Annotated in this window: 11 protein-coding genes; 8 read left to right on the top strand and 3 right to left on the bottom strand. The window is 53.7% G+C overall.

The window, feature by feature from the left end; all coding sequences use genetic code 11:
- Positions 1 to 64: 64 nt before the first annotated feature.
- The gene (locus Q4E93_RS25370) at positions 65 to 1531 is read right to left on the bottom strand and encodes a glycosyltransferase family 39 protein (RefSeq protein ID WP_303590146.1); all 1467 of its coding nucleotides are present in this window, start codon (positions 1529 to 1531) and stop codon (positions 65 to 67) included.
- Positions 1532 to 1581: 50 nt separating this feature from the next.
- The gene (locus Q4E93_RS25365; RefSeq protein WP_303590144.1) at positions 1582 to 1875 is read right to left on the bottom strand and encodes a hypothetical protein; all 294 of its coding nucleotides are present in this window, start codon (positions 1873 to 1875) and stop codon (positions 1582 to 1584) included.
- A gap of 156 nt (positions 1876 to 2031) precedes the next feature.
- Between Q4E93_RS25365 and Q4E93_RS25360 the strand changes: the two genes are divergently transcribed.
- The 7 genes from Q4E93_RS25360 to Q4E93_RS25330 all read left to right on the top strand — a co-directional run bounded on the left by Q4E93_RS25360 (position 2032) and on the right by Q4E93_RS25330 (position 12192).
- Positions 2032 to 4518 (top strand): TonB-dependent receptor, encoded by a 2487-nt coding sequence (locus Q4E93_RS25360; protein ID WP_303590142.1) that lies wholly within the window; start codon positions 2032 to 2034, stop codon positions 4516 to 4518.
- Between the two features lie 9 nt (positions 4519 to 4527).
- A complete protein-coding gene (locus tag Q4E93_RS25355) occupies positions 4528 to 5700 on the top strand; it encodes a PepSY-associated TM helix domain-containing protein (protein ID WP_303590140.1) in 1173 nt (390 codons plus the stop codon).
- 506 nt (positions 5701 to 6206) lie between these two features.
- Entirely contained in the window at positions 6207 to 7610 is a 1404-nt protein-coding gene (locus tag Q4E93_RS25350; protein WP_303590138.1) for a mercuric reductase, read from the top strand.
- Positions 7611 to 7631: 21 nt separating this feature from the next.
- Positions 7632 to 8435: an ABC transporter ATP-binding protein gene (locus Q4E93_RS25345; protein ID WP_303590137.1), complete on the top strand. Its 804-nt coding sequence runs from the start codon at positions 7632 to 7634 to the stop codon at positions 8433 to 8435.
- Positions 8435 to 10009: an ABC transporter permease/substrate-binding protein gene (locus Q4E93_RS25340; protein ID WP_303590135.1), complete on the top strand. Its 1575-nt coding sequence runs from the start codon at positions 8435 to 8437 to the stop codon at positions 10007 to 10009. Before Q4E93_RS25345 ends, Q4E93_RS25340 begins: the two co-directional genes overlap by 1 nt.
- On the top strand, positions 10006 to 11154 hold the full coding sequence (gene egtB / locus Q4E93_RS25335) for an ergothioneine biosynthesis protein EgtB (RefSeq protein ID WP_303590134.1): 1149 nt from the start codon (positions 10006 to 10008) through the stop codon (positions 11152 to 11154). Before Q4E93_RS25340 ends, egtB begins: the two co-directional genes overlap by 4 nt.
- Positions 11155 to 11211: 57 nt before the next feature.
- Positions 11212 to 12192: an L-histidine N(alpha)-methyltransferase gene (locus Q4E93_RS25330; protein ID WP_303590133.1), complete on the top strand. Its 981-nt coding sequence runs from the start codon at positions 11212 to 11214 to the stop codon at positions 12190 to 12192.
- Between the two features lie 8 nt (positions 12193 to 12200).
- Here Q4E93_RS25330 and Q4E93_RS25325 read toward each other — a convergent pair whose 3' ends face one another.
- Positions 12201 to 12848 carry an NADPH-dependent F420 reductase gene (locus Q4E93_RS25325; protein WP_303590132.1) on the bottom strand — a complete coding sequence of 216 codons (648 nt, stop codon included), beginning with the start codon at positions 12846 to 12848 and terminating at the stop codon, positions 12201 to 12203.
- Positions 12849 to 12908: 60 nt separating this feature from the next.
- Between Q4E93_RS25325 and ruvB the strand changes: the two genes are divergently transcribed.
- Positions 12909 to 13940: a Holliday junction branch migration DNA helicase RuvB gene (ruvB, locus tag Q4E93_RS25320; RefSeq protein WP_303590131.1), complete on the top strand. Its 1032-nt coding sequence runs from the start codon at positions 12909 to 12911 to the stop codon at positions 13938 to 13940.

Raw genomic sequence — 13940 nt, 5'->3', positions numbered from 1 at the left:
GCGGCGCATAGTCTCCGCTAAGATAATTTATTTCCGGAGAACGACGCAGGGCCTGCGGTCAGGGCTACCAGAGATCCATCAGGTAGAGAGAACAACCTGTGCGCTCGAATTCCTGCAGCTGCCGGCCCCTTTTGAGCAGGTGTTTTACCATAATGCGTTCTTCTCCCCGGCTGCCATCGCTGGGATGGACATGAGAGAACAGGAGCCAGACATGTCCTTTCACCTGTTGCAGGTCGATGGTTTGCGGCTGACCGACGTACAGGGGCGCATTTCCTACCTGCACTCTGCCTGTCTCATAATAATATGTAAAGGCCGGTCTGCTGTAGTTATAGATGAAGACGGATTCATTGGGCTTGATGTCTGCGTTCAGGCGGGCGAGCAGCGGCCGCATCTCTTCGACGGGTTTTGGAACGGACCGCACTCCTTTCCCCGCAAAAAGGAGGACGCCCAGGACACAGAGGAGCATGGTGAACGGCGGCTTTTTGCCTATGAGGATGGCCAGCTGATAGATCCCATGGGCAAGCACGATGCAATACAGGGGCAGCTGGTAAAGCGTGAGCCGCCCATCGAAAGGATACATCTTCAGGGCGGCTAAGACCAGGTGTATCAGGATCGGCGCGGTCAGCAGATATACGAGCAGGTATCTTTTCGTGAGCAGGAGATGGGCCAGGCCGGCGGCGTAAAGACAGAAAGTAAGGATATAGAATTTAGCCATCCCCAGACTGGGCAGCAGCTCGTCAAATAAGTGAAAGGCCCTGTTCATCAGCCATTTTGCCGTGGCGCCCGGGTGTCCCAGGGGCATAAAGGCGTCCTTCCAGTAGGATTTCATGATCGCTTCGGAGGGATGATGCCAGATGAACAGCCGGAAATTGATCCCAAAGCAGATGGCCCAGATCCCCAGGGCTATCATCACCGGTAGTCTGTCCTGCGGGTGACGCACTGCCCGGACGAACCACCAGATCCCGACGGTGCACAGCGGTATGACGGAGGCATTTGATATGAATATGGCAATAGCGCCGGTGAGGGAGAGCAGGACCCACCTGCGCCGCCGAACAAAATCATTTTCGGAAAATGTGACAAAATAGATCGCAAGGAATACGGTGACATCCGTGGCATATTGCTTGACCTCGGAGGCATAATAAATAAAGGGAGGGGCAAGGCCCACCAGGCAGACGGCCATCAAGGCAATGGACCTGTTCTTGGTGAGGATGCTGGTGCAATGATACACCAGGATGAGCGACGCGATGCTGCAAAGGAACGGAAAGAGGCGAAGCGCCATTTCCGAACTACCCAGGACGGAGGTGAAAAGCTTTTCGATCCACAGAAAAAGGATGGGAGCTACCTGGACATAATCCAGGGGGTGAGTCAGTCCTCCATAATTCTTTTGAATGATATTCAGTGACAGCATGGCCTCGTCCAGCCAAAGGCTCCTGTTGTAAAAGTACTGCCAGGCCAGTAAGCCTGTGAGCAGCAGGATGACAACTTTCCAGAAAATACTATCAGAAAACCTTTGCCGGGAAGAGAGAAGCATAGATTAAATATACTAATAAGGGGAATAGATATGCTTGATTAACGAATTATTTACATGGGTTTGCCGCTGAGAAAACCCTGTACGATGTCTTCCCATTCCTGTTCCAAAGAAAGCCCGGGCATCGGTTGCCCTGCCCGGTTGTACCAATATTGGGCGTTCCACTTATCTCCTTCCTTCCTGTGCAGGTAAGCATGCACCAGCGATCCTTCGCTGGTGGGGATGTCTTGTGCGATGGTATGCGCCTGCTCCCATTCGCCCTTAGCGTCGTACCACATGGCCGCAAGGCTGGCAGTGACACCGGGTGGCGGGTGTTGCCCGTTCAGGGTGGCCTTAAACTCGTCCATTTTCATCTGTACAAAATGTCTTTTACTTCTTCTGCCTGGACATGCAAAATCCGGGCCTATTCGGCTGTTGTTTCCTTATTGCGTAAGTATTTTTTCCCGATGTCGTCGCCGGAGCCGGGCTGCCTGTGGCAAATTTGCCGCTCAAATCATAATCAATTGAAAAATATAATATTCACGACCGTTATTACAGCTGCTTTATTGATTGCCGGCTTGTCCGGATATGCCGCGGGCATTCCCGCCGACTCTTCCCGCATCGGGGAGGAGAACAACGGCTCCATCAAGGGGAAGGTAACTACGTCCGAGGGCCGGCCGGCTGCCTTTGTCACGATCCAGGTGAAAGGTTCGCGCAGGAGCACGCTGACCGATGAGGATGGGAATTTTACCCTCCGCAACCTTGCGGCGGGCGAGTACGAGCTGGAAATATCCATGACAGGTTTTGCCACAGCGAGCCAGCGTGTGACGGTGGAAAGCCGCAAGTCCACTACGGTGGCTATTTTATTGCAGGTGTCCGGCCGGCAGCTGCAGGAAGTGGTGGTATCGGGCGGCCGTAACAAATTTGCCCGTAACAGCAGCGATTATGCGGCTAAGATGCCCCTGAAAAATATAGAGAACCCGCAAGTATATACCACGATCACGAAAGAGCTGATGAACAATCAGCTGGTGTTCTCCGTGGACGATGCCATGCGTAATGCCACGGGCGTTCAGAAGATGTGGGAGGCCACGGGGCGCAGCGGTGACGGGGGCAGCTATTACAATTCCAGGGGTTTTATCGTACAAAGCAACCTGCGGAATGGCATTGCCGGCATCGTCAGCAGCAAGATCGATGCCGCGAATCTCGAAAGGATCGAGGTGCTCAAGGGGCCTTCCGCTACCTTGTTCGGCAGCACGCTGACCTCCTATGGCGGCTTGATCAACCGGGTGACGAAAAAGCCTTATGGATCTTTTGGCGGAGAGGTGACCTATGCGGGCGGCAACTTCGGCTTCAACCGCATCAGCGCGGATCTCAATACACCGCTGGACTCGGCCAGGAATGTCCTGCTGCGTGTGAATACGGCGTACCTGGACGAAGGCAGCTTCCAGGACAATGGCTTTAACAGGACCTTTTCCTTTGCGCCCAGCCTGTCCTATAAAATAAACGACCGGGTGTCCTTCCTCTTCGACGCGGAGATCTACCGAGGCACGAACCTGCTGGCGCCTATCTTCTTTTTCCCTTATGGTCAGACCATCGCTTCGATGGGCTATTCCCGCGCGGACCAATTGCCCCTGGATTATCGCCGGAGCTTCTTCAGCGACGACCTTTCCCAGAAGTCCGCCAGCACGAATTTCTTCGGTCAGCTGCTATATAAGATATCAGACAAATGGAGCACGCAGACGAATATAACGGTGACAAACAGCTATTCTGACGGCCCCGGCCCTTATTTCTATTTGCTGTCCAATGGTGCCGTCACGGGCGACCCGACTGCCATCGGCAGCGATTATATCTCCCGCAACGATCAGTTCACGGCCAACAGCCGGGACAGGATGATGGAGATCCAGCAGAACCTCAATGGCGAGTTTTATTTCGGCGGCGTTCAGCACCGGTTTGTCGCCGGCCTGGATTATTTTAATCACAATTCCAACCAGTTCTTCAGCGGCGGCACGCTGGACACGATCGCTTCCCATGGGGATATTCCCACTTACAGGAACTTCAACCGCGCGGCGCTGGCGAATTTATATGAGACGAAGGGGGTCACTTTTGTCTATCCCGTGGACCTGATCACCAACACGTACAGCACCTATGTTTCGGATGTGGCGAACCTGACGGACAACCTGCTGGTGATGGCGGCGCTCCGGGTGGACCATTTTGTCAACAAAGGTAATTATGACGTGACGACAGGCAAGACGAGCGGTGGTTACAACCAGACCGCGTTGTCGCCCAAGTTCGGGGTCGTCTTCCAGCCCGTAAAGGACCAGGTGTCCCTGTTTGCCAACTACCAGAGCGGATTTACCAATGAGACGGGTACAGACTATAAGGGCAAGGCCTTCCGGCCGGAAAATGCCTACCAGGCGGAGGCGGGTGTAAAGCTCGACCTGTTTGGAGGAAAGGTGACGAGCACGGTGAGTGTCTATGACATTCGGGTACACAACATTGTCCGGGCCTATGTGCCGGCTGTTCCGGACCCCAGCCTGCCACCCTTCCCACAGATCCAGGATGGAACGCAAAGAAGCAAAGGTATCGAGGCGGAGGTGGTCGCCAATCCCCTACAGGGCCTGAATATTGTCGCGGGGTTCTCGTACAATGATTCGAAGTACCTGAAGGCGGATTTGGATGTGGTGGGTCGCCGGCCGGGCACAGCCTCCTCTCCTTATACGGCCAACTGGTGGGTGAGCTATCGCCTGCCGGGGGGATCACTGCAGGGGCTGGGCGTTGGGTTTGGCGGCAACTATGCCAGCGATAACAAGATCATCAACAGCAAGTCGGTGGGGGTGTTTATACTGCCGTCCTATGCTGCGCTGAATGCTTCTGTTTTCTATGACTATGCGAAGTTTCGATTTGCCGTCAAGGCCGATAACCTGACGGATAAAAAATATTGGATCGGCTATACTACGGTCAATCCGCAGAAGCTGAGAAGCGTAGTGGCGAGTATTTCTTTCAAGTTTTAGCCCGTATAAGTGAAGAAGAAAAAGACCTTAAAATATTGGATAGGCCAGCTTCATCTTTGGTTGGGGCTGGCCTCCGGCATTGTCGTGCTGATCGTCAGCATCACCGGCTGCCTGTATGTATTCCAGAAAGAGATCTCCGAGACGGTGAGGAAGGACCAGTATTTTGTAAAGGCTTCGGCGTCTTCCACCCGGCCGTTGAGCGAGCTGCTGCAGACCGCACAGGCGGCCCTGGGCTCATCCATGCCTGTCAACGATGTCACGATCCATCGTCAGCCGGATCGCAGCTGGGAATTCATGGCGTACCATTTCAACGATACGTCGCTGACCTATTTCAGCGCTGTCGGGTATTTCCAGACCGTGTATGTCGATCCTTATACGGGGAAGGTGCTGGGGGTGCATGATTATAAGCATGATTTCTTCCATATCGTCAAATATATCCATTGGAGCCTGCTGCTCAACACGCCTTATGGTCAGCCTATCGTGGGCTGGAGCACGTTTGTATTTGTGCTGCTGCTCATCACGGGACTGGTGCTTTGGTGGCCAAAGAAATGGACGAAGGCGCTGCGTGACCGAAGCTTTAAGATCAAATGGAAGGCCCGCTTCAAGCGGGTGAATTACGACCTGCACAATGTGCCGGGGTTTTACAGCCTTATTCCTGCGCTGATCATCGCGCTGACGGGGATGGTCTTTGCCTTCAGATGGTTCGAGGCGGTGGTATACGTTGCGGCTTCGGGTAGTACCACGCCGCCGCCGCAGGTGAGCGTGGTGTCGGTGGAACCTTTGACCCGGGATGCTACCAGTCACCCGATGGATATTGCTTTCCAGGAAGCGCTGCGGCAGCTGCCGGAGTCAAGGCGGCTGTTGATCATTCCCGCGGCGGGGAAGACAGGGACCATTTATGCGCTGGGCTATAAGGGGCGTGAGACGTATTATGGCGCTGACGCCCTGCAGTTCGATCAGTATTCCGGGAAGCTGCTGCACAGGCGCAACCATTCGGAAAAGAACGGAGGGGAGAAGTTGGTGGAGATGAACTATGATATTCATGTGGGCGCTATTGGCGGCCTCACGGGGAAGATCATTGCGTTTATTGCCAGCCTGATCTGTGCGAGTTTGCCGGTGACGGGTTTTATTATCTGGTGGGGGCGGCGGAAGAAGAAGGGGGGCGCGGAAGGGAAGGATTGAGTTAGCTGTGTCGTAGTATGTTCATACCTATAAGTTTTGTTCGTATTCCGCATCATCGGTACTTTGCAAATAACAAGTAGCTTAGTCAATGCGGGAAGATGATCATACGGAGTTTAAAAGCAGTTTTTCAATCAGCGCGGCTGTACTGGATACAGCTGGGAGTGAGGGATTAAGTGAGGGATTAAAGTCCTTATTGGAAATTGTAATTAAAAACCCAGGCACAAAAGCTAAGGATTTACCAAAACTATTGGACAACAGACCACTAAAGACAATCGAGCGCCAGATAAGGGAGTTGGTGAAGCAACGACTCATAGAGCGGCGGGGAAGCCGAAAAACGGGAGGTTACTGGGCTATAGGTTGATCCATTTCCTCCGGCAGGGACAGCTGTTTCCCTGAAAAGGTGCTGGTATTTTTCCCAGTCGATGGGATGCGGGGTTGTCTTATCTTTACGAGGCGAAGGCATGGTTATTGCTTCATGGGAACATTGCTTTATAAAGATACGTGCTATGACAAAATATGATGCGATCATTATCGGTTCCGGTCAGGCGGGTAATCCGCTGGCAAAAAAGCTGGCAAATGCAGGATGGAAAGTGGCTGTCATAGAGCGTAAGTGGGTAGCGGGCACGTGTGTGAATGTCGGCTGTACGCCTACCAAGACCATGATCGCTTCGGGGCGTATAGCCTATCTCGTTAAAAGAAGCAAAGATTTCGGGATCGATACCTCTGGTTACGCGGTCAACATGGAGGAGGTGGTCCGTCGTAAGAATGCCGTGGTGCTGGCGGCCCGGGAATCTTCCACCCAGGGGCTGCTGCGTACGGCCCATCTCGATCTGATCTTTGGCAATGCGGTCTTTACGGGAGAGAAGGAAGTCACCGTTACGAAAGAGGACGGTTCCCGGTCTGCGTTGACGGCCAACCATATTTTTATCAATGCGGGCACCAGCCCTGTGATACCGCCAGTGCCTGGTCTGGAGGGGACCGGCTATTTTACTTCGGACACGATCATGGACTTGCTGGAAGTACCCCGTCACCTGGTGATCATTGGCGGCAGCTACATTGCCCTGGAGTTCGGTCAGCTATACAGACGATTGGGCAGCGAGGTCACCATCATCGAGGGAAATGCGCAGTTCCTGTCGAAAGAGGATGAGGATATTGCAGGTGAATTGAAGAAGATACTGGAGGATGACGGCATAAAGATATTGATCCATGCAAAGGTGACGCAGGTGTCATTTTCTCCGGGGTCGGGCGGGGTCAAAGTGGACCTCACCATGCCTGCCGGCAGCTATGCTCCGGAGGCGGCTGCGCATTCCGTTGAGGGGACACACCTGCTGCTGGCCACGGGCCGGAGCGCCAATACGGCTGCCCTGAACCCCACGGCTGCAGGTATCCTCCTGGACGAGCATGGTTTTATCAAGGTCAACGATAAGCTCGAAACGAATATCCCGGGTATCTACGCATTGGGAGATGTGAAGGGTGGCCCCCAGTTCACGCATATCTCCTATAATGATCATCTTATTGTATACAAGAACCTGGTAGAGAAGGGAAATGAAAGTATTGCCGGCCGTCTGCCCATTTATTGTCTTTTCACCGATCCGGAGCTGGGTAGGGTGGGTCTTACGGAAAAAGAGGCGCGTGCACAGGGCGTCAATGTCAAGGTAGCCACCCTGCCTGCCGACAGGATCGCCCGGGCATTTGAGAACAGCGAGACCCGCGGCCTCCTGAAGGCCATTGTCGATGCCGATAACAAAAAGATAATCGGTGCGGCCATGTTATCCATGGGTGGTGGCGAATTGATGGGTATATTGCAGATGGCCATGATGGGAGGCATTACTTATGACCGGATCCGTGACGCTGTATTTGCCCACCCTACTTTTGGCGAATCCCTGAACAATCTTTTCAGCAGCTTGTAATAGCCCTTTGTAGCCCTTGTGATGATCGAAGTCAAAAACATTACAAAGACCTTCGACGGCGCCACGGCCGTCGACCATGTCTCCTTTACCGTACAGGAAGGAGAGAGCTTTGTATTGCTGGGACGCAGCGGCTGCGGCAAGACCACTTTGCTGAAAATGATCAACCGCCTCATCGAGCCCAGCTCGGGCGAGATCCGCATCAATGGCAAGCTGACGCAGGAAGGGTCTCCGGAGGTATTACGGCGGAGCATCGGATATGTATTCCAGAATACGGGCCTTTTCCCGCATTACACGATAGCAGAGAACATTGCCATTGTTCCCCGGCTGCTGGGATGGGAGAAGGAAAAGATCCGGCAGCGCACGATATCCCTGATGGAGAAGCTGCATCTTCCTTCCACGTACCTGTCTTCCTATCCGCACCAGCTGAGCGGCGGCCAGCAGCAACGTATCGGGCTTGCCAGGGCCCTCGCGGCCGACCCTCCTATTCTGCTGATGGACGAACCCTTCGGGGCGCTGGACCCTATTACAAGGACGAGCCTGCAAAAGGATTTCAAGGAGCTGGACGAGCTGAAGAGCAAGACCATTATTCTGGTCACCCATGATGTCCAGGAAGCTTTCGAGCTGGCGGACCGCATCTGTCTGATGGATAAGGGGAAGATCGTGCAGGCCGGCAAGCCGGAGGAGCTGCTGTTCCACCCCGCCGACGAATATGTAAAAGGTTTTTTTGACGATCAGCGTTTCCAATTGGAGGTGAGGATGATCGGTCCGGATGATTACCCGGCCCTGGTGAAAGCATTTAATCACTTTAAGACAAGGCAAAGTTGATGGAGCAAGCGCAGTCCCTCTGGCAATTCATGCGGCAGGAGTCGGCTAAGCTGCTGCAGCAGACCTTCGAGCATATCGGGCTGACCTTTATTTCCTTGCTGATCGCCATCCTTATCGGGCTGCCCCTGGGGATCTATATCACCCGTCATAAGAAAGCAGCGGGATCCGTCCTTGGCCTGGCAGGTGTGCTGCAGACCATTCCCAGCATTGCGTTGCTGGGGTTTATGATCCCCTTGCTGGGCATCGGCCCCCTGCCTGCCATTACCGCGCTGTTCCTGTATGCCTTGCTGCCCATCATCCGGAATACCTATACAGGCATCAACGGCGTAGATCCCCTGGTGAAAGAGGCAGCGGTAGCGATGGGAATGACCCGGTGGCAGCTGTTGTTCAGGGTGGAGCTGGTGCTGGCCTTTCCCGTCATCATGGCGGGTATACGTACGGCCACGGTGATCAACGTAGGTGTGGGTACCCTGGCTGCCTATATTGCCGCGGGCGGACTGGGTGAGTTCATCTTTGGCGGCATCGCGCTGAACAATACGAATATGATCCTGGCCGGCGCCATACCGGCGGCGCTGCTGGCCATCCTGCTGGACTTTTTGCTATCCCTGGTCCAGAAGATGGGGCGAAGAAAAAGACAAGCGACCTTGTGGGCCATGCCCATCGTGCTGCTGGTCTTCTCTTCTTTTTATGTGCTGCCCCTGGGCTACAGCTCCCGTCTGCTGGCAGGCTTCACGCCTGAATTTATGGGAAGGAGCGATGGCGACATCGGCCTTCGCGCAGTGTATGGATTAAAGATCCGTACGGTGGTGATCAGCGATGCTGTCATGTACAAGGCGGCCTATGAAAAAAAACTGGATGTCATCAGCGGCTATAGTACGGACGGAAGACTGAAGACCTATGACCTGCTGACCTTGGATGATGACAGAAGAATTTTTCCACCTTATTATGCGGCGCCTGTCATCCGGAAGGAAGTGCTGGAACGATACAAGGATCTCGGTCCTGTGCTGAACAAGCTGGCGGGCCGTATCAATGATTCTGTGATGACGGAGCTCAACTACAAAGTGGAGCACCTGGGCCAGCCTCCGGAAAAATGCGCCCGGGATTTCCTGGTACAGCAGGGGTTGTACAGGGATCCGGCGCCGGCGGCGGAAGGCACGATCCGGCTGGGATCCAAGATCTTCCCCGAGCAGTATATCCTCCTCCATATGTATGCGATGCTGATCCGTGGATATATGGGGCTGCAGGTGGAAACGAAGACGGGGCTGGGCGGGACGAAGATCTGCTTTACAGCGCTGCTGAACAACAAGATCGATATGTACCCCGAATACACAGGGACGGCCCTGCTGGCCATTCTTCAGTCACCGAAGGAGGATGTTCAACGACTGGGAGGCCACAGGGACAGCGTCTATCAGTATGTAAAAAGAAGCTTTGATGAGAAGTACCAGCTGACCTGGCTGGACCCCATCGGGTTTAACAATGCCTATGCATTGATGATGCGGCGAAGCCAGGCACAACAATTGGGTATACATAGTATATCGGACCTTACCACTTACCTGAAAAAAAATAAACGATGAGCCTCTTGGAACAATATCGCACGATACGTCAGGCCAGCGAAGCTATCTGCCGGCCTCTCCGCACAGAGGATTATGTGGTGCAGCCTGTCGCCGACGTCAGCCCTCCCAAATGGCATCTTGGGCATACTACCTGGTTTTGGGAGACTTTTGTGCTGATGAAATATGACCTGGCATATAAGGTCTTCAACGCGGATTATAACTATGTTTTCAATAGCTATTATGAGACGATCGGCGCGCGGGTGATAAGGACGGACAGGGGCAATCTGAGCCGTCCTTCCGTAGAGGATGTCTACGCGTACCGGAAGTATGTGGACGCGGCGATGGAAAGACTGTTGTCCTGCCAGGCGGACGACGTGCTGCGGGATACGTTGCTGCTGGGGTTGAACCATGAACAGCAGCACCAGGAATTACTGTGGACGGATATCAAATTCATCCTGGGGCATAACCCATTGTTCCCGGCCCTGTCGGACAAGGATATCGATGAAGGGGGGGCGGAGTCGGGAGAGGGCTTCGTTTCGATGCCGGCAGGTATTTATGAGATAGGGTTCGAAGGGGAAGGTTTTTGTTTTGACAATGAGCTGGCCCGTCATAAGGTCTACCTGAATGATTTTGCCATCTCGGCTGACCTGGTGACCAACGAGGCGTATCTCGGCTTTATCAAAGCCGGCGGATATGAAAATTTTATATATTGGCATGCGGAGGGCTGGGACTGGGTGAAGAACAACCAGGTCAAGGGGCCGCTGTACTGGCATTTTATCGACGGTAAATGGTATTACTATACGCTGGCGGGGCTGCGACAGGTGGATCCGAAAGCGCCTGTTTGCCACATCAACTATTACGAGGCCGTCGCTTTTGCCGCCTGGAAAGGTATGCGCCTGCCCACGGAGTGTGAATGGGAAGCCTCATCCAGGAAATTCAACTGGGGAAAAAGATGGGAATGGACAGAAAGCGCCTACCTGCCTTATCCGGGATTTAAGAAGGCGGAAGGCGCCATCGGCGAATATAACGGTAAGTTCATGGTGAGCCAGATGGTGTTGAGAGGAGCGTCGGTAGCGACTCCTGCCCATCATAGCCGGAATACGTACCGGAATTTTTTTCATCCTCACCTGCGGTGGCAATTTACTGGCATACGTCTTGCCAGATGAACTAACCCGGGTTGGAATTGTTTGATAAAATAGGGTCTAATCACTAAAAACAGTATTATGTTTTCTGTCACCTCCACCAGAAAGCTGCCAGGTCGCCGTCTATCAGGATTTTACCAGGACGTGATCAATGGGCTCAAGGCATCTCAGAAATATCTATCTTCCAAATACTTTTATGACGAGGCGGGTGACAAGATCTTCCAGCAGATCATGGCCAGTCCGGAATACTATCTTACGCGTTGTGAGATGGAGATCATGCAGCACCAGTCGGGCGCCATGGCTGCCCTCTTCGATGGCGAGCCCTTTGACCTGGTGGAACTGGGGCCCGGGGACGCCACCAAATCCTGGCACCTGCTGCGGGAATTGATACGGACGAAGGCGCATTTCACGTACTATCCCATCGATATATCGTCCAACGTCATTGGATGGCTGGAAGATAAGCTGCCGGTGAGCCTTCCCGGTCTGCAAATGCAGGGGCTCAACGGGGAATATATGGACAGAATGGAATATGTGGAGCAAATTTCCCAACGCAGGAAGATCGTGCTGTTCATGGGCGCCAATATTGGCAACATGACCATACAGCAGGCTACACTTTTTTGCCGGCAATTACATGACCGCATGCGGCCCGGCGACCTTTTGCTCATCGGGTTCGACCTGAAGAAGGACCCGGGGACGATCCTTGCAGCCTATAACGACCGGCAGGGCGTGACGAAGGCTTTTAACCTCAATCTGCTGAAAAGGATCAACCGCGAACTGCATGCGGATTTCGACATCGACCAGTTCGGGCATTATCCCGTATATGATCCGGGCACCGGCGCGTGCAAAAGCTACCTGATCAGCCGGGTTGCGCAACAGGTGCACATCGGAGACGAAGCCGTCATCAGCTTTTCGGAGAATGAGGCCATCTTCATGGAGATCTCTCAGAAATATTCCCTGCAGGAGACTTACTACCTGGCAAGGCAGGCGGGGTTCAGTCCAGTGCATGAATTCTATGACTCGAAGAAAATGTTCTCGGATATTTTATGGAGGCGACTGCCGTGAGCCAGCCGTCAAAGTTTGAGCAGCTTAAATGCATGTGTCCATTGATTGCGGAGAAATCCCGGGATACACCACAGCAGACATAAGGGCTCGATCGCACGGGCTGACGTTGCCTGGCCCATGTCCTCTGTCTCCCAGCCAAATGCCGTGAGGATGTCAGTGACAGTCTGTTTTGCCACAGCGTCGTTCCCGCAGATGAACATGGTCGGTTTGCCCCCGGGGAAAGATGGCTTATACATAAAGTCACTGCCTACGCTGTTAAATGCTTTTACCAGTCTGGCTTCCGGCACCAGCCGTTGCAGTCTTTCCATCAGGGAGTCGTCCAGTGTAGTAAAAAAGGCAAGCACGCCATCGACAGGAGGTTTCTTATCTATTGGATTAGTGGCGTCAATGACGATCTTACCCGTGAAATTTTCCTTTCCTCCCAGAAGAACCGCTTCTTCCGCGCCTTGCCCGGCGACGGCAAGGACCAGGAGCTCCCCAAACTGCGCGGCTTCCCGAAAAGTGCCCGTCTCTCCTTTGGGATTATCCTTCAGCCATTGCGCCAGTTCAAGTTTATGGGCGTCACGCGATGCCAGCATCACGTTGTGCCCCTCTGCAAGGAAGGCTTTTCCCAATGTCTGGCCTACGGCGGCCGACCCAATGGCTCCTATGTTCATATGATTAAGTTTTGTGGATATAAATATAAATAATATCCTGCTGCCCGGTATCTTTGTCCCATGTCTAATCTCAATCTCAACAACGACAAAAATGCTTTGAGTCCCCTGGACAAGGAGTTTGAGAACAATATACGTCCTTCCGCTATCGAGGATTTTTCCGGTCAGCCTCAGCTGATAGACAACCTGAAGGTCTTTATCAAGGCAGCGAAGATGCGGGGGGAAGCCCTGGACCATATCCTCTTTCATGGGCCCCCCGGCCTGGGCAAGACGACCTTGTCGAGGATCGTGGCCAATGAGCTGGGAGTAAATATCAAAGAGACCTCTGGTCCCGTCATTGAGAAGCCAGGCGACCTTGCAGGGTTGCTCACCGGACTGGAAGCCAATGACGTGCTGTTCATCGACGAGATCCACCGTCTGAGCACGGTGGTGGAAGAATACCTGTATGCGGCCATGGAAGATTTCCGCATCGACATTATGATCGATACGGGTCCTAATGCCCGCAGCATTCAGCTGACCATCCATCCTTTCACCCTGGTAGGCGCCACTACCCGCAGCGGACTGCTGACGGCGCCCCTGCTTTCCCGATTTGGCATCAAATCCAGGCTGGAGTATTACAATGCCGAAACCTTACAGAAGATCATCCTGCGTTCTTCCTCGATCCTTAATACGCGGATCACTTCAGATGCTGCGGGCGAGATCTCCCGTCGCAGCCGCGGCACGCCCCGGATCGCCAATGGCCTGCTGCGAAGGGTGCGCGATTTTGCGCAGGTGCTAAGCAATGGGGTCATCGACCTGGCCATCACCCAGCACGCACTGCGGGCGCTCAACGTGGATGAGCATGGACTGGACGAGATGGACAACAGGATCCTTTCGACGATCATCGAAAAATTCAAAGGAGGGCCTGTCGGCATTACCACCATTGCTACTGCCGTTGGTGAAGAGACGGGCACGATCGAGGAGGTCTATGAACCTTTTCTCATACAGGAAGGTTTCCTCATGCGTACGCCCCGCGGCAGGGAAGCTACCGCGAAGGCGTATGAGCATCTTGGGAAAAAAAGTCCGGGCCGGCCGGGAGAGCTGCCGTTGTTTTAG

It is taken from the genome of Flavitalea plasmicola (genome assembly GCF_030546645.1).
Classification (GTDB): Bacteria; Bacteroidota; Bacteroidia; order Chitinophagales; family Chitinophagaceae; genus Puia.
Note: the sequence above shows the minus strand (reverse complement) of the source record. Positions and strands in the feature narration are given on the sequence as shown.